This is a genomic window from Bradyrhizobium sp. IC4060 (assembly GCF_020193715.1).
GTDB lineage: Bacteria > Pseudomonadota > Alphaproteobacteria > Rhizobiales > Xanthobacteraceae > Bradyrhizobium > Bradyrhizobium yuanmingense.
In genome coordinates, this window is record NZ_JADYVJ010000002.1 from 990,301 (window position 1) to 1,008,535 (window position 18,235).

Here is an 18,235-nt window from a genome sequence, read left to right on the forward strand (position 1 = left end):
TGCAAATTGCAACGAGGGAACGCGACGCCCTCATTGGGCTGCGAACTGTTGCAGCCTGTTGAAGCGCGCCTTCTGCTCGCTGCTCAGCGTGGCATAGAACTCGTCCAGGGCGGGTTCGACCAGCTTGGCGGCCGTCAGCATGGCCTCGAGCCGATGCTGCATCGTCTCCAGCCGTCCGACAGGTGTCAGCGGCGCATCGTTCGGACAGGCCGCCTGTAGGCCCTCAACGCCCTTCGCCGTCGCTTCGCTGAGGCGGTCGAGCGCCTCCTTCTGCTTGCCGGCTGGGTGGAGCACAGCCTCGATCCTCTGGATCGGCAACTGCGTCAGCCCGGACTTCGGATCGCCACAGCCCTCGCTACTCGCCTCCTGCTGCTGCGGCGAGCGCTCGCCGACATTGGGGCCAAGCGCGTTGAAGCGGGCCTGCTGCTCGTCACTGAGCGAGTTGTAGAAATTCTCCAGTGCTGGTCGAACGATCTTGACGGCTTCAAGCGTCGCGCTGATGCGGTTCATCATCGCGCGCAAGCGGCCAGGGGGAGTCAGTGCATAAGTCTCCGCGCAGGAATCCTTGAACACACCGGCAGCGTTGGCCGCCGCCGTCTTCAGCTCGTCCAGCAATGCGCGTTGCTCCGGCGTCGGCCGCACCGCCTGTGCGATATCGGCAAGCGGCCAGGCGGTCACGCCCTTGTCCGGCGTGGCACACAATTGCTGAAGCGTCTGCGGGCTCACGCTGGCACGCTGGCGCGCGCGGTAGCCGCCGCCGGCTTGAGGGTAGTCATACGAGTTGGTGCTGGCATAAGCGGAGTAGGGGCCGTCACCGCCCCAGAACACGGTGTCGACGAAGTCGTCATAGGCGTACGCCCAATATCCGGGCTCGTAGCCATAGGACCAGAATGTGTAGTTGAAGATGTCGGAATAGGCGTAAGGCCAGAACACGGGCCCAAGCCAAGCCACGAACACCGCGGGATGACGGTGACGCCAGGCCTGCCGGGGTGCCCAGCCGCTTTGGCGCGTGACGAGAGCCGCTTGGGTCAGCGCAGTGGACTGCTCGCGGAAGCGTTCCGCAAACCGTCCGCGCTCGGCGGCCTGCGCAGCGGCTGCAAGTGCCGGAGCGCGCTCCGCCGGAGCCTGCAGCCCAAGCCGCTGCTGGCGCGCCAGGTCAATTTGCTGCGCGCGCTGCTCTCGGCCAAGCAAGCGGTTTTGCGCCTGGAGCATTCGCTGCTGCGCCCGTTGCGCTTGCACGCCTTCGGGCTTTTGCGACTGCAATTGCTGCACCCGCTGCTGCAGGCGTTCGATGCGGGCCTGGCGCTCCGTCGTCTGGCGCGACAGCATGTCGCGCTGCCGCTGCTCGACGTGCTGCGAGCGCTGTTGCACGCGTTGCTCGCGCTCAAGAAGACGGCTCTGCGACTGCAGCAGCCGTTGCTGCTGTTGCTGCGCCCTTGCGCCTTCCGGTTTCTGCGATTGCAGTTGCTGCACGCGCTGCTGCAAGCGGTCGATGCGGTCTTGGCGTTCCGCGGATTGGCGCGAAAGCATCTCACGCGGCGGTCCCGAACGCTCGCTCACGGCCGGGGGTGCACTTGGGCGCGAAGGGGCGGCGATCTGCGGCGTCGGCCGCGGCGCCATGGCCGGACGTTGCGGCGCTGCCGGCGGGCGATGGATTTCGCGCCGGGGCGCTGCCACCTGCGGGGCGGCTCGGGGGGCACTGATTTGTGGGGTCGGACGCGGTGGCGGTGAGGCGATGTGGGGCGCCGGACGTGGCGCCATCGCCGGTCGCTGCGGCATGGCTGGCGGCGCGGCGGGACGCGCCATGGCTGGCGGAGCCGCCGGACGCGCCATGGCCGGCGGAGCGGCCGGACGTGCCATGGCTGGCGGTGCTGCTGGCGGTGCGGCTGGACGAGCCATAGCCGGTGGTGCTGCCGGTGGTGCTGATGGCGGCGCTGCGGCTGGTCCTGGTGGTCCTCCACCCCGTCCGTGTCCGAGAGGTCCCTGGGCTGGCGCGCTCGTCGTCAGCATCGAGACGCCAACCAAAACAGCCGTCAGGCAAACGCCACGCGGAAGCATGATCCTAGCTCCCAACTCGTAATCGCCCACGACTTTCAACGCACAGACTGTGGAATCGTTCGTCCTTGGTCACAGCCGGCATTGCGATCTTCCGACGCAGCCAGTCTCAAGAGAAATCCTGCGTCAGGATCGCGGCGAACCGCTCCAGCGCCCAGTCGACCTGGTCGCTTGTGATCACGAGCGGCGGGGCGATGCGGATCGTATGCTCATGGGTATCCTTGGCGAGGATGCCCTTGCCCTGAAGCGCCTCGCAATAGCGGCGTGCCAGCCCGGCCTCGGGATGCAGCTCGACCGCCAGCATCAGGCCGCGCCCGCGCACCTCGCGGATCGTATTGGCGCGAATGTCCTTCAAGCCCTCCAGAAAGCGCGCGCCTTGCCTCGCCGCGTTCTCGATCATGCCTTCCTCGACCAGCACGCGCATCGCCGCGCGGGCCACGGCGCAGGCAAGCGGGTTGCCGCCGAAGGTGGAGCCGTGCTGCCCGGGTCGCAATGTCCCGAGCACGTCGTTGTTCGAGAGCACGGCCGAGACCGGATAGAAGCCGCCGGACAGGGCCTTGCCGAGCAGCGTCACGTCCGCCTCAATTCCCTCGTGCTGTTCGGCGAGCAGCTTGCCGGTGCGACCGAGCCCGGTCTGGATCTCGTCGAGCACCAGCATCACGTTGTTGGCGGTGCAGAGCTCCCGGACATCAGTGAAATAGCCGGCCGGAGGAATGACGACACCGGCTTCGCCCTGGATCGGCTCGACCAGAAAGGCGACCGTATTTGGGGTGATTGCTTCCGCAAGCGCCGCGGCGTCGCCGAACGGGATGACCTTGAAGCCCGGCGCGAACGGCCCGAAGTGTCCGCGTGTCTCGGGGTCGGTTGAAAAGCCGACGACGCCCAGCGTGCGTCCGTGGAAATTGTTGGCACAGACGATGATCTCGGCCTGGCCGTCCGGCACGCCCTTCACCTCGTAGCCCCATTTGCGGACCGACTTGATCGCGCTTTCCACCGCCTCGGCGCCGCTGTTCATCGGCAGCACCTTGTGGGAACCGGTGAGCGCGGCGATCTCCTCGTAGAACAAGGCGAGCTGGTCGTTGTGGAAGGCCCTCGAGGTGAGCGTCAACCTGTGCGCCTGTTCGACCATCGCCGCCAGGATCTTGGGGTGGCAGTGGCCCTGGCTGACCGCCGAATAGGCGGACAGGCAATCAAGGTACCGGTTGCCTTCGGTGTCCCAGACCCAGACACCTTCGCCGCGCGACAGGACGACCCCGATCGGCTCGTAATTATGGGCCCCGAAGCGCGCTTCTGTTGCGATGAAATCAATGACCGACGAGCTCATCTGCCGTCACTCCATTGCAGCGTGCGGGGGCGTCAATCGACTGCACCAGCGGGTCGCGCCCAAATGAATGTGGGTATCGGTTTGTCAGCTCGGAAGCCTTGATGCGCCGATGGCGCGGCGCGGCCTGATAGTCCCGAAATGTCAGGTGGTTCTGCCGGGCCACAGGGCACCGTTCCGCGACCCAGGCTCTACTGTGCATGGGGTTGTTTTCGCAGTTTGGTTGCCGGCCCCTCAGCCAAGCGCGCAGGGCACGCTCAAGAAGCCGCGGAACCGCACCCGTCCGCCGCGCACCGGCTGACCGCTGACGGCATAGTTCGGAAAGCGCGCCAGGAAGCGCGAGATCGCAATCGCCCCTTCCAGCCGCGCCAGGGCCATGCCTGCGCATTGATGCGCGCCTGTGGCGAAGGCGAGGTGCCGGTTCGGCGTGCGCGCGATATCGAAACGCTCGGGGTCGGGAAACTGCGCGGGGTCGCGATTGGCAGCCCCGATGCACAGCGTCACCGACGTGCCGGCATCGAGCATGACGCCGCCGAGCTCGACCTTCTCGGTGGTCATGCGGTTGCCGAGCTGGTTGGAGCTCTCGTAGCGCAACATCTCCTCGACCGCAGTCTTGATCATGTCCGGGTTCTCGATCAGGCGCTGCTTCTGGTCGGGATGGCGGTCGAGCGCCACGAGGCCGTTGCCGATCAGGTTGGTGGTGGTCTCGTGGCCGGCATTGAGCAGGAAGATGCAATTGTGCAGCAGCTCCTTCTCGGTCAGCCGCTCGCCGTTCTCTTCCCCCTGGATCAAACGCGTCAGCACGTCGCGCTCGGGATTGCCCGGCTTCGCGCGCCGCCGCGACACCAGCGTCTGCAGATAGGCGAGGAAGTCCGCCACCGCCTTGTTGCCGCGCGCAGCTACTTCGGGCGACACTACGGGTTCGAGAGCACCCAGGATCGCCAGCGACCAGTCGCGCAGCGGCCCGCGCTCCTCGTGAGGCACGTCGAGCAGGTTGCCGATCACCTCGATGGGAATCGAAGCGGCAAAATCCTCGATCAGTTCGCAAGCGCCCTTGGTTTCGATGGCATCGAGCAGGCCGTCGACCAGCTTGATCAGGTCCCCCTCCATGCTGGCGATCGCGCGCGGCGACAGCGCGCCCATGATCAGGCGGCGGACGCGGGTATGGGACGGCGGATCGTTGAACACGAGGCTCGTGGTGTGGTGTTCGTAGAGCGGGGTGTCGCCGTATTTCGGCGCGAACTCGCGCTTCTTGTCCGAGCTGAACGACTTCGTGTTCTTGTAGGTGGTGACGAGATCATCGTAGCGGGTCAGGAACACGGTGCCGTTGCGCAGGCGCTTGACCGGCTCGTTCTCCCGCAGTGCACGATAGGTCGGATAGGGGTTGTCGTAGAACTCCGGCGTCAGCTTCTCGAGGTCGAAGCTTGCGGCCAGCGCCTTCGCATCTGCGTTCATCCCGTTATACTCGCCGGTTAAAGCCGATATGCCGTTTTTGTTGTTCTGGTCGGCGCATGCATGCGTCTACAGTCTTTCTACCTTGCTAGCCGACCGGACAGGAAAATGCACGCACGCGCTGACGCTGCCGACACGGCGCCGAACTGGCCCGACGATATTTTCGCGACCCTCCAGCGCTTCGACGTCCGGCAGGTGCCTTACGTTCCGGACGCCGGTCATTCCAAGCTGATCCAGCGCGTATTGGCCTCCTCCACCATGCGCGGCATTGCGCTGACGACGGAGGAGGAGGGCGTGGCGCTGCTCGCCGGCGCCTGGGCCGGCGGACAGCGCGGCGTGCTGCTGATGCAGTCGAGCGGCGTCGGCAATTGCATCAACATGCTGTCGCTGATCCCGATCCTGCGCTTTCCGTTCCTCACGCTCGTGACGATGCGCGGCGAGTGGGGCGAGTTCAATCCGTGGCAGGTGCCGATGGGCTCGACCACGCAAGGCGTGTTCGAGCTCTCCGGCGTCAAGGTGCTGCGCGCCTCGCACGCTGCCGAGGTGCCTGCCGTCTTGGAAGCGGCCGCGGCGCAGGCCTACAACGCGCTGACGCCAACCGCCGTCCTTCTGTCGCAGCGCCTGATCGGCGCCAAGGTTTTCACCAAATGAGCAAGGCCAATCTCCTCGACCGCCGGCAGGTGGTGTCCACGTTGCTGGCGAACCGCAAGAACGTCGTCGCGATCGGCGGCCTTGGCGCTTCCACCAACGACATGTGCGCCGCCGGCGACCACGCCCGCAACTTCTACCTCTGGGGCGGCATGGGCGGCGCCGCGATGATCGGGCTGGGTCTGGCGCTGGCGCAACCGAAGCTGCCGGTATTGGTTATCACCGGCGACGGCGAGATGCTGATGGGCATGGGCAGCCTTGCCACCATCGGCCTGCAGAAGCCGGCCAACCTCTCGATCGCAGTGCTCGACAACGAGGCCTATGGCGAGACCGGCGGCCAGACCAGCCACACCTCCGCCGCCGCCGACCTCGTCGGCATCGCCAGGGCTTGCGGCATTATCGACAGCCGGGCCGTCACGACCATGGCCGAAGTCGAAGCCTTCGCCAAAGCCGTCCACGACGTCTCTGCGGGTCCGCGCTTTGCCAATGTGAAGATCGACAGCGCCGGCCTGGAGCGGATTCTGCCGACGCGGGACGGGACCTACATCGTCAACCGGATCCGTGCTGACCTCGGCTTCCAGCCGATCTAGGCGGTCCGTCCATCCCCGAACGCCTGCACGCGGGCCGTGCAGGCTCGACCAATTTCCATTGATTTTAGGTCGCACGCAGGTTGCGATGCAACATAGTGCTTGACTCCTGCGTGGGTGAGTGCTTACTCACCGAGCATGAGCTCATTGCGTATGACGAGCGACCTGAGGCGTCAATTGATCCTCGGCGCCGCAAAGCGCTGCTTTGCCCGACACGGCTATAACGGCACCACGACCAAGAGCGTGGCGGCCGCCGCTGCCATTTCTGAAGCGCTGCTGTTCAAGCATTTCCCGTCCAAGGCGGCGCTCTACGCCGAGATCCTCAGCGACGAATGCGAGGCGGATCCCGCTCTGATGGAGCTGCTCGAGCGCGAGCCGTCGACGGCTACGCTGGTCGAGGTGATCCGCGGCATGGTCGAGCACTTCCTCCAGATCGCTGACGGTCCCGATCAGGAAGAGGCCCAGCGCCTGCGGCTAATGGCCACGAGCCATTTGGATGACGGCGAATTCGCCCGATTGCTGTATGCCAAGATCGAGACGCTGATCGGCGCTGTCTTCGTCGCCTCGCTCGAGCGTGCGGTTGCGAGCGGTGACGCGCGGCCCTGCGCTGGCGATCCGCTCAACCTGTTCTGGTTCGCGCATCATGCGGTGATGACCGCGGCGCTGACCAGGCTGCCGGCCACGCCCTGTCTTGCTTACGGCAGGGCGACCGACCTGGAGCGGCAGCTCTGTGAGTTTCTCCTGAGGGGTATCGGACTTAACGACGCCGCAATTGCTTCGCATCTGGGCCGCAATCAGGCCGCGGATGCGAACCGGGCGGCGATTGCAGAAAGTGCATGACATGAACATCGTGGCCGAAAACAAGATTTCGGGGCAACCGATCGACAACAAGGCTCCCAAGCGTCCGGTCCGGCCAGTGCGCTGGTTCATCATCGTTGGCACGCTTCTGGCCGTGCTCGTCGGAGGGCTCGTCTGGTTCAATTACTTCCGCGGCCAGATGATCAAGCAATTCTTCGCCAACAACAAGCCGCCGCCGACCGCTGTCAGCGCGGCCGAGGCGAAGTCCGAGGTGGTGCCGAACCTGCTCACCGCGGTCGGCAGCCTCGTCGCCGTGCATCAGGTCGACGTCAGCGCCGACGTCAACGGCCGTGTCACCGCGATCAAGTTCGAGCCGGGCACGCGCGTCGAGGCCGGCACGCCGCTGGTGCAACTGTTCGACGCGCCCGAGCAGGGCGATCTCGCCAATTACAAGGCGCAAGCGACCGTCGCGCAGCTGTCGCTTGAACGCGCCAAGCAGCTGGCCTCGCGCCAGTTCGGTCCGCAGGCGACCGTCGATACCGCGCAGGCTGCCTATGACCAGGCCCAGGCGGGCATCGCCAAGACCGAGGCGTTGATCTCGCAGAAGCTGGTGCGCGCGCCGTTCGCCGGCGATCTCGGCATGCGCAAGGTCGAGGTCGGCCAGTATCTGACCGCCGGCACGGCGATCGTGTCGCTGACCGATCTGTCCGAGCTGTGGGCCAACTTCACGGTGACGGAAAAGGATTCCGGCAGCCTCAAGGTCGGCCAGGTCGTGCGGTTGAAGGTCGACGCCTATCCGGGCCGCACCTTCGAGGGCAAGATCACCACGATCGAGCCCCAGATCTCGACCGATACTCGCAACATCCGCGTGCAGGCCACGATTGCCAATCCGGAGAAGATCCTGAAGCCCGGCATGTTTGTCACCACGACCGTGGTGCTGCCGGAAAAGCCGGCCGTGATCACGGTGCCTGAAACGGCAGTCGATTACACGCTGTACGGCGACTCGGTGTTCGTGATCACCGAGAAGAAGGAAGAGGACGGCAAGACCAGCCTGTCGGCGGTGCGCACCTTCGTGCAGACCGGCAACCGGGTCGAGGGTCGCGTCGAAATCGTCAAGGGCCTGAAGGTAGGCGACAAGGTCGTCGCTCTCGGCCAGCTCAAGCTGCAATCAGGCGCGCCGGTATCGATCTCGACCGATCCGGCCCCGCAGATCCCGGCGCAGCCGCCGCGCTACTGACAATATCCTCGCGTGATCCGGCCCGGCCGGATCACGCGTCTTGAAAAAAGAAATCGAGATCGCCCGCGATGGCTTTTACCGACATTTTCATCAAACGACCGGTCCTGTCGGTCGTCGTCAGCCTGCTGATCCTGCTGATCGGCCTGCGCGCGGCAATGGTGCTGCCGATCCGGCAATATCCGAAGCTGTCGAATACGGTCATCAACATCACGACCGTCTATCCCGGCGCGTCCGCAGACCTGATCCAGGGCTTCATCACCACGCCGATCGAGCAGGCGGTCGCGTCCGCCGAAGGCGTCGACTACATCACCTCGTCCTCGGTGCTCGGCACCTCGACGATCCAGGTCTACATCAAGCTGAATTTCGATCCGAACCAGGCGCTCACCGAGGTGTTGGCGAAGACCAATTCAGTGAAGTACCTGATTCCGAAGGAATCCAACGACCCGATCGTCACCAAGACCACCGGCCAGACCACGGCCGTGATGTATCTCGGCTTCTCCTCGGACGAGCTGTCCGGCTCGGCCATCTCCGACTATCTGACGCGTGTGGTGCAGCCGGTGCTGTCGACCGTCGACGGCGTCGCCTCGGCCGACATTTTGGGCGGCCAGACCTTTGCGATGCGGCTGTGGCTCGATCCCGTGAAGATGGCGGGCCGCAACGTATCGCCGGCTGACGTTGCGGCGGCGATCCAGGCCAACAACTTCCAGTCCGCGGCCGGCCAGACCAAGGGCTATCTGATCGTCTCGAACGTCTCGACCAACACGGGCCTGACCAACGTCGATCAGTTCAAGAAGATGATCGTCAAGGCAAAGGACGGCGGCTTCGTGCGGATGGAGGACATCGCCACCGTCGAGCTTGCAGCCCAGAGCACGGATGCCAGCGTCGCCTTTAACGGCGAGCGCGCGATCTTCATTGGTGTGCAGGCGACGCCACAGGGTAATCCGCTGACGCTGGTCAAGGGTGTGCGCGCGCTGTTCCCCGAGCTCGAACGCAACCTCCCGCCCTCGATGAAGATGAAGGTCGCCTACGACTCGACCAAGTTCATCCAATCTTCGATCGACGAGGTGCGGAATACATTGGGCGAAGCCGTCATCATCGTGATCGTGGTCATTTTCCTGTTCCTCGCCTCGCTGCGCTCCGTCATCATTCCCGTCGTCACCATTCCGTTGTCGATGATCGGCGTCTGCACGATGATGCTGGCGCTGGGCTTCAGCTTCAACCTGCTGACCCTGCTCGCGATGGTCCTGGCGATCGGCCTCGTCGTCGACGATGCCATCGTCGTGGTGGAGAACATCCATCGCCATCTGGAGGAGGGCAAGACGCCGGTCCAGGCTTCGCTACAAGGCGCGCGCGAAATCGTCGGGCCGGTCATCTCCATGACCATCACGCTCGCCGCCGTGTACGCGCCGATCGGGTTCCTCGGTGGCCTCACCGGGTCGCTGTTCCGCGAATTTGCCTTTACCCTCGCAGGCTCGGTCATCGTATCAGGCGTGATCGCGCTGACGCTGTCGCCCATGATGTGCTCGGTGCTGCTGAAGAACACCGAAGAGGGCCGCTTCGCCAAGTTGGTGAACCGGGTGTTCGGCGCCATGACGCGGTGGTATGGCCGCAAGCTCGACCGCTCGCTCGACTACAAGGCCATCACTGGCCTGTTCGCCGTGACGATCCTGGGACTCGTCGGCTTCCTCTACATGAACACTTCGAAGGAGCTGGCGCCCGAGGAAGATCAGGGCATCGTGTTCGCGGTGACCAAGGCGCCGAAATACGCCAACATCGACTATGTCGATTTCTACGGCGAGAAGCTCGACAAGGAATTCCAGAAATTCCCCGAGACCGATCTGCGTTTCGTGCTGAACGGCATCAACGGCCCGCAAGGCGGCATTGCCGGCATGCTCTTGAAGCCCTGGGACGAGCGCACACGCTCGTCGATCGCCTTGAAGCCGCTGGTGCAGGCCGAGCTCTCCAAGATCGAGGGCGTGCAGGCGTTCGCGTTCAACCTGCCGCCATTGCCGGGCGGACCCGGCGGTCTGCCGATCCAGATGGTGATCAATTCCACGGCCAGCTTCCAGACCGTCTATGAGCAGATGGAGAAGCTGAAGGAGGCTGCACGCAAGAGCGGCATGTTCATCGTCTCCGATAGCGACCTCGCCTACAACCAGCCGAACGTCGAGGTGACGATCGACCGCACCAAGGCTCAGGACCTCGGCGTCAACATGCAGAACCTCGGCTCGACGCTCGCGGTGCTGCTCGGCGGCAATTACATCAACCGGTTCAACCTCGAGGGCCGCTCCTATCAGGTGATTCCGCAGGTGCCGCGCGGCAAGCGGCTGTCCCCGGAATCGCTCGGTGGCTACTATGTGACGACCAACACCGGGCAGCAGCTTCCGTTGTCGACCGTGGTCTCGATCAGGACCAAGACCGATCCGAATTCGCTGACGCACTACAACCAGCTCAATTCGGCGACGTTCTCCGCCGTGCCGATGCCCGGCGTGACCGTCGGCGCTGCGGTCGACTTCCTCGAAGGCGAGGCCAAGAAGCTGCCGCAAGGCTTCAGCCACGACTATCTGGCTGACTCCCGGCAATACGTGCAGGAAGGCAATCAGCTTGCCATCACCTTCGGCTTCGCGCTGATTATCATCTTCCTGGTGCTCGCGGCCCAGTTCGAGAGCTTGCGCGACCCGCTGGTCATCATGATCTCGGTGCCGATGGCAATCGTCGGTGCGCTGATCCCGCTGTTCTTCGGCATGGCGACCATAAACATCTACACCCAGGTCGGTCTGCTCACCCTGGTCGGCCTGATCACCAAGCACGGCATCCTGATGGTGGAGTTCGCCAACGAGCTCCAGGTTAACGAGCGGCTCGACCGCCGCTCGGCCATCGAGATGTCGGCCCGCATCCGTCTGCGGCCGATCCTGATGACCACGGCCGCGATGGTGACCGGCCTGATCCCGCTCCTGACCGCGACCGGCGCGGGCGCGGCCAGCCGCTTCTCGATCGGTCTCGTTGTCGTCGCCGGCATGTCGATCGGCACGCTGTTCACGCTGTTCGTGCTGCCGGCAGTCTATGTGGTGCTGGCGACCGACCATCGCGCGGCGGCCGATTCGGAGCGGAACAAGCAGATCGGCGAGCTGGACCTCGATTCAAAGGCGCTACGGCCGACCTGAGGCCGCCGGCAGGCTAGTCCCGAAAGGGCGGCAGCGGTGATCCGCTGCCGCCCTTTTCGTTGGGTCTCGGGCGAGCTCCTTGCCGCGCTTGCGAGAGACAAGGTCCGGTCTTCTTGCTAGGTTCCGTGGAATGAGCCTGTCCCTCCACCCCGATACACCTCGAGCCGGGACATTGCCGAGCGCGGCCCCAGGCGAGGTCGCCTCCGGCGACACTGCGGGGCGCGGAATCCGGACCCGGCTCTTCGCCAAATACGTCGCGCTTTTCGTGGCGGTCGTCGCCATTGCGCTGCTCGCCAATGGCCTGTTCGAGGTCTACTTCTACTATCGCGAGCACAAGGCCTCTCTGATCCGGGTCCAGCACGAGCAGGCCGAGGCGGCCGCTGCCAAGATCGGCCGGTTCGTCAAGGAGATCGAGAGCCAGCTCGGCTGGACCACGCAGCTGCCCTGGTCGGGCGGCTCGATCGAGCAGCGCCGGTTCGACGCGCTGCGCCTGTTGCGCCAGGTCCCTGCGATCACCGAGCTGGCCCAGGTGGATTCGACTGGCAAGGAGCGGCTGCGGGTCTCGCGGCTGGCGATGGACGTGCTCGACAGCGGGATCGACCTGTCGAGCGATCCGAAGTTCACCGAAGCGGTCGCGCGCAAGGTCTATTACGGGCCGGTCTATTTTCGCCGGGAGTCCGAGCCCTACATGACGCTGGCGCTGGCGGGCGCACGCAAGGATGCCGGCGTCAGCATCGCCGAGGTCAATCTCAAGCTGATCTGGGACGTCGTGTCCCAGATCAAGGTCGGCGAGCACGGCAACGCCTACGTGGTCGGCCCGGAGGGCCGCTTGATCGCGCATCCCGACATCAGTCTCGTGCTGCGCAACACCGACATGTCCGGCCTTGCGCAGGTACGCGCCGCGCAAGCCGGCGGCGCCATGCCAGACGTGCTTTCCGAGGCCCACAACATCCAGGGGCAGAAGGTGCTGACCGCATCGGCCCCGATCGAGCCGCTGCACTGGACCATGTTCGTCGAGCTGCCGGTCGAGGAAGCCTATGCCGCGCTTTATGCTTCGCTGCAGCGCCTTGCAATCGTGCTGCTCGCGGCATCCATCTTCGCGGTGCTGGCCGGGATCTTCCTGGCGCGCCGCATGGTCGGGCCGATCCAGGCGCTGCGGAGCGGCGCGGAACGAATGGGCGGTGGTGATTTCTCCCAGCGCATCTCGATCAAGACCGGCGACGAGCTCGAAGGACTCGCCGACCAGTTCAACGACATGGGCGCGCGCCTGCAGGAATCCTATGCGGACCTCGAGAACAAGGTCGAGAAGCGGACCGCCGAATTGCGGGAGTCGCTCGAGCAACAAACGGCGACGTCGGAGGTGCTCGAAGTCATTAGCTCCTCTCCGGGAGAGTTAGAGCCGGTGTTTCAGAAGATGTTGGAGAATGCTACCCGCGTCTGCGGTGCGAATTTCGGCACGATGAATCTGTGGGACGGCCAGAAATTCAACATCGTCACCGACTACAACATTCCGCCCGATTTCTCCGCCTTCCGTAAGCGGACTCCGATCTTCCCACATCCAGGAACGACGCTGGCTGCAATCATCGCGACGCATCAGCCCGCGCAGATCAATGACTTGAGGGAAAGTCCTGGGTACAAGGCCGGTGTTCCCTTTGTCGTCGGAATGGCCGACGTTGCCGGCGCCCGAACCCTTCTCTCCGTACCCATGCTGAAAGAGGATGATCTGATCGGCGCGATGACGATTTTTCGACAAGAGATTCGCGGCTTCACGGACAAACAAGTCGCGCTGGTGGAGAACTTTACCAAGCAAGCCGTCATCGCGATCGAGAATACGCGCCTGCTGAAGCAATTGCGCGAGCGTACGACCGAGCTATCGCAATCGCTCGACAATCTGCGCACCGCGCAGGACCGCCTGATTCAGACCGAGAAGCTCGCTTCCCTCGGCCAGCTCACCGCCGGCATCGCCCACGAGATTAAGAACCCGCTCAACTTCGTCAACAACTTCTCCGCGGTCTCGACCGAGCTGATCGACGAGCTCAACGAGATCCTGCAATCGGCCGCGCTCGACGGCAAGACGAAGGAGGAGGTCGACGAGCTGACCGGCATGCTCAGGGCCAATCTCGAGAAGGTGGTGCAGCACGGCAAGCGTGCCGATTCCATCGTCAGGAACATGCTGCTGCATTCGCGTCAGGGTTCCGGCGAGCATCGCGCCGTCGACATCAATGCGGTGGTCGAGGAGAGCCTCAATCTCGCCTATCACGGCGCGCGCGCCGAAAGGCCTGCCTTCAACGTCACGCTCCAGCGCGATTTCGACCCGGCTGCCGGCATGATCGACGTCTATCCGCAGGAGATCACGCGCGTCTTGCTGAACCTGATCTCGAACGGCTTCTATGCCGCGACCAAGCGCAAGGAGAGCGAGGGCGATGCATTCGAGCCCACCTTGCGCGCGGCAACGAAGAATCTCGGCGACAGGATCCAGATCCGGATTCGCGACAACGGCACCGGGATTCCAGCCGAGGTGAAGGAAAAGATGTTCAATCCCTTCTTCACCACCAAGCCGGCCGGCGAGGGCACGGGACTCGGCCTTTCAATGAGCCACGACATCGTGGTGAAACAACACGGCGGCACGATCGACGTGGACACCACACAAGGTGTATTCACCGAGTTCATCATCACGCTGCCGCGGACGATGGCAGCGGGCGACACTTCCGGAGGAAAGTCTTGAACGTTTACATCCTGGTCGTCGATGACGAGCCCGACGTCGAGTCACTGTTTCGGCAGCAGTTCCGGCGCGACCTGCGCGCCGGCCGGTTTCAGATGGAGTTTGCCCTCTCGGCCCCCGAGGCGCTCGAGCGCGCCGCCGAAGTCCGTGATCCCTCGCTGATCCTGATCCTGTCGGACATCAACATGCCCGGCATGAGCGGGCTCGACATGCTGCCGAAGGTGCGTGCCGCGCATCCCGATGTTCCCGTCATCATGATCACGGCCTATGGCGATGCGGAGACGCGCCGCAAGGCGATCGAACGGGGCGCCGTCGGGCTCCTCACCAAGCCGATCGACTTTGCGCTGCTGCGGCAGGAGATCGACACGAGGCTCGAGCAAGCCGCATGACTGCGACCATCCTCTTCGTCGACGACGAGCCGGATCTCGAGGCGCTGATCCTGCAGAAATTCCGCAGGCAGATCCGCGATGGGCAGCTCGCGCTGATCTTCGCGCGCGACGGCCTGGAGGCGCTGGAAGCGCTGGAGCAGAATCCGCATGTCGACATGGTGGTCTCCGATATCAACATGCCGCGAATGGACGGCCTGTCGCTACTCGCGAAGCTCCAGGAGGCCCAGGAGAAGAAGTCGACCATCATCGTCTCGGCCTACGGCGACATGAGCAACATCCGCACCGCCATGAACCGCGGTGCGTTCGACTTCCTGACCAAGCCGATCGACTTCGCCGACCTCGAAGCTACGATCGAGAAGACCGTCCGCCATGTGGAGATGCTGCGCGAGGTGCGGCGGCGCCAGATGGAAGCCGAGCGCGCCCATGCCTCGCTGTCGCGCTTCTTCTCGCCGGAGATTGCAAGGCGGCTGGCCGCGAACGTCGATGGCGACGGCATTGAGGTGCAGTGGCGCGATGTCGCCACCCTGTTCACCGATATTACAGGCTTCACCTCGCTGGTCGAGACCGCGCCTCCGCAGACCCTGGGCGAGCTCCTCAACGAATATGTCGGCGGCATGACCGAGATCGTCTTCGCCCATGAGGGGACGGTCGCCAAGATCATCGGCGATGCGATCCAGGTGCTGTTCAACGCCCCCGGCGACCAGCCGGACTATGCAACGCGCGCGGTCGCCTGTGCCCATGCTCTCGACGCCTGGGCGGAGGACTTTTCGGCGCGCTGGAAGGCAAGAGGCGTGAATTTCGGAGCTACCCGCATCGGCGCTCATGCCGGTCCGGCGCTGGTTGGCAATTTCGGCGGCAACCGCTTCTTCGACTACACGGCCTATGGAGACACCATCAATATTGCGGCCCGGCTTGAGGCGGCGAACAAGCACCTGGGAACGCGCATTTGCGTTAGTGCCAGCGTTGCGAATGGGGCCGAAAACTTTCGTGGCCGTCCCGTGGGCGACCTGATGCTGCGCGGACGCAGCGAGCCGCTGCGCGCATTCGAGCCGCTGCCGCAGGCGAGGTTCGAGGCGCCAGCGACGGCGCAATATGCCGAAGCGTTTGCCAAGATGGAGGCCGGCGATGCCGCGGCCATGCCGTCCTTCGCCGCGCTGGTCGGCATGCACGCCGACGATCCGCTGGCCGGATTTCACCTGAAGCGCCTGCTCAACGGCGCCAAGGGCACTCGCATGCAACTGGAATAGGAGTCCGTCATGACGCGCGAATTCTCGGCCGGCAACTATCGTTTCATCCCGTCCGTGTTCCAATATTCCGCCGGTGCTGCCGCGGATGAGGGCTACGAGATCGAGCGGGTCCGGTTCGACCGCCTGGTGCCGCTCGCGGAAGGGTTTGCGCTGGCCGCAAAGTTCATCCAGGAGGCGGGGCGTCCGCTGACGGCATTCTGTGCCTGCGAGCTGCGCTCGCCCGCGGCCTTCAGCGAGGAAGGCTTTCGCGCGTTCAATCTGCACTATGTGAAGACGCTGTCCGAATGGGGCATCTTCGACGGCAGCACCAATCCGGTGGCGCGCAGCAATGTCTGCCCCGAGATCGATCCGCCGTCCGAACCGTCGTTCTATGCGTTCTCCTTCACGCGTCCGACGCGGTCAGATTTGCCGAGCTTCGTCATCGCCGGCGGCGCCGAGGCGCGCGAGGGCAGCGGCTCCTATGTCGAGCGCACGGTGCGCTACCGCGATCTCAGCCCGGAGGGGCTGTGCGAGAAGGTGCGCTTCACCACCACGTCGCAGATGGAAAACCGGATGGCAGCCTTCGGCTTCGGCTGGAAGGATACAACCGGGGTGCAGGCCTATTCCGTGCACGACTTTCACCATGCGCTGGTGGACGAACTGGTCCGTCGCGGCGCGCTCCGCTCCGGGCTGACCTGGCATTTCGCCCGTCCGCCGGTGGTCGATCTGGAATTCGAGATGGATTGCCGCCGCGTGCTGCGGGAGGTGGTGGTCTGAGCTCCTCACCAAGAGGAATAATCAGCGCTGCCTTGGGTCGAGCGCGTCGCGTAGGCCGTCACCGAGCAAGTTCAGCGACAGCACGACGAGGAAGATCGCCAGGCCCGGCCAGATTGCCATCCAAGGCGCCTGGGTCAGGAAGCGTTGTGCCGCGTTGAGCATGCTGCCCCAGGACGGCGCCGGCGGCTGCTGGCCGAGGCCGAGGAAGGAGAGGGCGGCCTCGGCGATGATGGCGGCAGCGATCGAGAGCGTCGCCTGCACCAGAAGCGAGGGGAGGATGTTCGGCAGGATGTGCGAGAGCGCGATCCGCCACGGCGGATTGCCGAGTGCGCGCGCGGCCTCGACATAGTCTTCGGCTTTGACGACGAGCACCTGGCCGCGGGTCAGGCGGATGAAGATCGGCGTCGCCGAGATGCCGATCGCAATCATGGCATTGCCGAGGCTCGGGCCGAGGAACGCGGCGAGCGCGATCGCCAGGATCAGGAACGGGCAGGCCAGCATCGCATCGGTGATGCGGCTGATCAGCGCGTCGGTGAAGCCGCCGCGGTAGCCGGCGAGGAGACCGAGCGGCACGCCGATGCCGAGCGCGATCGCGACCGAGATCAGGCCTGCGAGCAGCGAGGCGCGCGCGCCGTAGACGACGCGGCTGAGGATGTCGCGGCCGAGCTCGTCGGTGCCGAACCAGTGGGCCGAGGTCGGCGGTTTGCGCACCAGGCTCCAGCTCGTCGCGACGGGATCATAGGGCACGATGAGCGGAGCGAGCACGGCAAGGGCGATGAACATCGTGAGCACGACGAGCCCGAACACCGCTGCCTTGCGCTTGAACAGCCGCCGACGCGCGCGGCGGGCCGGGCTATCCAGCTCGTCGGCTCGCGTGAGAGGGCTCGGCAGCGCGGCGTCGGTCATGGATCAGCCCCGGAGCCGCGGATTGACGAGGATGTAGGCGATGTCGGCCACCAGATTCAGCGTGATGTAGACCGTGGCCGTCACCAGGACGACGCCCTGCACCACGGCATAATCGCGGTTGAATACGGCATCCACGATCAGCTTGCCGAAGCCGGGAATGGAGAAGATCTGCTCGGTCAGGACCGCGCCGGAGAGCAGCGTACCGAGCTCGAGCGCGCCGAGCGTGATGACGGGGGTCAGCGCATTGCGCATGGCATGCTTGAGGATCACCGTGCGCTCCAACAGTCCTTTGGCGCGCGCGGTGCGCACGTAGTCGCTTTCCAGCACCTGAAGCATGGCGCTGCGCGTATGCCGCATCAGGATCGCGGCGATCGCATTGCCGAGCACGAAGGCCGGCATGATGGTGACGGCCAGGCTTGCGCGCCAGTTCTCGGTGAGCGGCACGTAGCCGGAAGCCGGCAACCATCCAAGCTCGATCGAGAACAGGAAGATCAGCATGATTCCGAGCCAGAAGTTCGGCGTTGAGATGCCCCACAGCGCAAAGAGATTGGCGCCGTAGTCCCACGCGGAACCCTTCTTCACGGCCGCGACGATGCCGGCGGGAATGCCGATCAGCAGCGCGATCAGAATCGCCATCGAGCCGAGCTGCAGCGTCACCGGCAGCTTCTGTGCGATCAACTCGCGCACCGGCATCTTGTTGCGCAGCGACTCGCCGAAATCGCCAGAGAGCACGCCCTTGATCCAGTAGGCGTACTGCACCGGGACGGGCTGATCGAGCCGGTACTGGCGGCGGATCTGCTCGATCACGGCGGGATCGCGCTCCTCGCCCGCCATCACCAGCGCGGGGTCACCCGGCAGCAATTGCTGCAGCGAGAAGATCAGCACCGAGACGAAGAACAGCGTCGGCACGATCTGCACAAGGCGGCGGGCGAGGAAGTTCAGCATCCTCGCAG

General features: G+C 64.7%; 15 protein-coding genes. 10 read left to right on the forward strand and 5 right to left on the reverse strand.

The features are described from left to right. Positions 1-30: 30 nt before the first annotated feature. Entirely contained in the window at positions 31-1,485 is a 1,455-nt protein-coding gene (locus tag I6F16_RS11530; RefSeq protein ID WP_225173696.1) for a Spy/CpxP family protein refolding chaperone, read from the reverse strand. 242 nt (positions 1,486-1,727) lie between these two features. Here I6F16_RS11530 and I6F16_RS11535 point away from each other — a divergent pair, with 242 nt between their 5' ends. Further along, a complete protein-coding gene (locus I6F16_RS11535) occupies positions 1,728-1,901 on the forward strand; it encodes a hypothetical protein (RefSeq protein WP_225173697.1) in 174 nt (57 codons plus the stop codon). A 263-nt stretch (positions 1,902-2,164) separates the two neighbouring features. Here the strand turns inward: I6F16_RS11535 and rocD are convergent, their stop codons facing one another. Beyond that, a complete protein-coding gene (gene rocD / locus I6F16_RS11540) occupies positions 2,165-3,379 on the reverse strand; it encodes an ornithine--oxo-acid transaminase (RefSeq protein WP_225173698.1) in 1,215 nt (404 codons plus the stop codon). 231 nt (positions 3,380-3,610) lie between these two features. Further along, complete coding sequence (locus I6F16_RS11545) at positions 3,611-4,831, reverse strand: cytochrome P450 (RefSeq protein ID WP_225149925.1); 1,221 nt, start codon at positions 4,829-4,831, stop codon at positions 3,611-3,613. A gap of 105 nt (positions 4,832-4,936) precedes the next feature. On the opposite strand from I6F16_RS11545, the gene I6F16_RS11550 reads away from it, so the two are divergent. From I6F16_RS11550 to I6F16_RS11590, 9 genes are all read left to right on the forward strand, one after another. After that, positions 4,937-5,479 (forward strand): phosphonopyruvate decarboxylase, encoded by a 543-nt coding sequence (locus I6F16_RS11550; RefSeq protein ID WP_036004713.1) that lies wholly within the window; start codon positions 4,937-4,939, stop codon positions 5,477-5,479. Next, positions 5,476-6,066: a thiamine pyrophosphate-dependent enzyme gene (locus I6F16_RS11555; RefSeq protein ID WP_225173699.1), complete on the forward strand. Its 591-nt coding sequence runs from the start codon at positions 5,476-5,478 to the stop codon at positions 6,064-6,066. Before I6F16_RS11550 ends, I6F16_RS11555 begins: the two co-directional genes overlap by 4 nt. Before the next feature lie 135 nt (positions 6,067-6,201). Then, positions 6,202-6,903 carry a TetR/AcrR family transcriptional regulator gene (locus tag I6F16_RS11560; protein WP_063822469.1) on the forward strand — a complete coding sequence of 234 codons (702 nt, stop codon included), beginning with the start codon at positions 6,202-6,204 and terminating at the stop codon, positions 6,901-6,903. Between the two features lies 1 nt (position 6,904). Continuing rightward, positions 6,905-8,098 carry an efflux RND transporter periplasmic adaptor subunit gene (locus tag I6F16_RS11565; RefSeq protein WP_036004727.1) on the forward strand — a complete coding sequence of 398 codons (1,194 nt, stop codon included), beginning with the start codon at positions 6,905-6,907 and terminating at the stop codon, positions 8,096-8,098. A gap of 68 nt (positions 8,099-8,166) precedes the next feature. After that, positions 8,167-11,262, forward strand: a complete 3,096-nt coding sequence (locus I6F16_RS11570) for a MexW/MexI family multidrug efflux RND transporter permease subunit (protein ID WP_036025801.1) — start codon at positions 8,167-8,169, stop codon at positions 11,260-11,262. A 130-nt stretch (positions 11,263-11,392) separates the two neighbouring features. Then, positions 11,393-13,987, forward strand: a complete 2,595-nt coding sequence (locus tag I6F16_RS11575; RefSeq protein ID WP_225173700.1) for an ATP-binding protein — start codon at positions 11,393-11,395, stop codon at positions 13,985-13,987. Further along, a complete protein-coding gene (locus tag I6F16_RS11580; protein WP_225173701.1) occupies positions 13,984-14,373 on the forward strand; it encodes a response regulator in 390 nt (129 codons plus the stop codon). Before I6F16_RS11575 ends, I6F16_RS11580 begins: the two co-directional genes overlap by 4 nt. Beyond that, positions 14,370-15,620, forward strand: a complete 1,251-nt coding sequence (locus I6F16_RS11585; RefSeq protein ID WP_036004735.1) for an adenylate/guanylate cyclase domain-containing protein — start codon at positions 14,370-14,372, stop codon at positions 15,618-15,620. Before I6F16_RS11580 ends, I6F16_RS11585 begins: the two co-directional genes overlap by 4 nt. Positions 15,621-15,629: 9 nt before the next feature. Continuing rightward, positions 15,630-16,376 (forward strand): hypothetical protein, encoded by a 747-nt coding sequence (locus I6F16_RS11590; protein WP_225173702.1) that lies wholly within the window; start codon positions 15,630-15,632, stop codon positions 16,374-16,376. A gap of 21 nt (positions 16,377-16,397) precedes the next feature. On the opposite strand, the gene I6F16_RS11595 is transcribed toward I6F16_RS11590, so the two are convergent. Next, positions 16,398-17,282 carry an ABC transporter permease gene (locus I6F16_RS11595; protein WP_225171735.1) on the reverse strand — a complete coding sequence of 295 codons (885 nt, stop codon included), beginning with the start codon at positions 17,280-17,282 and terminating at the stop codon, positions 16,398-16,400. 3 nt (positions 17,283-17,285) lie between these two features. Continuing rightward, positions 17,286-18,227, reverse strand: coding sequence for an ABC transporter permease (locus I6F16_RS11600; RefSeq protein WP_025034874.1), 942 nt, complete (start codon positions 18,225-18,227; stop codon positions 17,286-17,288). Between the last annotated feature and the right edge of the window lie 8 nt (positions 18,228-18,235).

Excerpts from the sequence above, each read along its gene's own strand:
- I6F16_RS11595 (WP_225171735.1), bottom strand. The coding sequence starts at position 17,282 with ATGACCGACGCCGCGCTGCCGAGCCCTCTCACGCGAGCCGACGAGCTG.
- I6F16_RS11600 (WP_025034874.1), bottom strand. The coding sequence starts at position 18,227 with ATGCTGAACTTCCTCGCCCGCCGCCTTGTGCAGATCGTGCCGACGCTG.
- I6F16_RS11545 (WP_225149925.1), bottom strand. The coding sequence starts at position 4,831 with ATGAACGCAGATGCGAAGGCGCTGGCCGCAAGCTTCGACCTCGAGAAG.
- I6F16_RS11575 (WP_225173700.1), top strand. The coding sequence starts at position 11,393 with ATGAGCCTGTCCCTCCACCCCGATACACCTCGAGCCGGGACATTGCCG.
- I6F16_RS11570 (WP_036025801.1), top strand. The coding sequence starts at position 8,167 with ATGGCTTTTACCGACATTTTCATCAAACGACCGGTCCTGTCGGTCGTC.
- rocD (WP_225173698.1), bottom strand. The coding sequence starts at position 3,379 with ATGAGCTCGTCGGTCATTGATTTCATCGCAACAGAAGCGCGCTTCGGG.
- I6F16_RS11565 (WP_036004727.1), top strand. The coding sequence starts at position 6,905 with ATGAACATCGTGGCCGAAAACAAGATTTCGGGGCAACCGATCGACAAC.
- I6F16_RS11590 (WP_225173702.1), top strand. The coding sequence starts at position 15,630 with ATGACGCGCGAATTCTCGGCCGGCAACTATCGTTTCATCCCGTCCGTG.
- I6F16_RS11550 (WP_036004713.1), top strand. The coding sequence starts at position 4,937 with ATGCACGCACGCGCTGACGCTGCCGACACGGCGCCGAACTGGCCCGAC.
- I6F16_RS11555 (WP_225173699.1), top strand. The coding sequence starts at position 5,476 with ATGAGCAAGGCCAATCTCCTCGACCGCCGGCAGGTGGTGTCCACGTTG.
- I6F16_RS11560 (WP_063822469.1), top strand. The coding sequence starts at position 6,202 with ATGAGCTCATTGCGTATGACGAGCGACCTGAGGCGTCAATTGATCCTC.
- I6F16_RS11585 (WP_036004735.1), top strand. The coding sequence starts at position 14,370 with ATGACTGCGACCATCCTCTTCGTCGACGACGAGCCGGATCTCGAGGCG.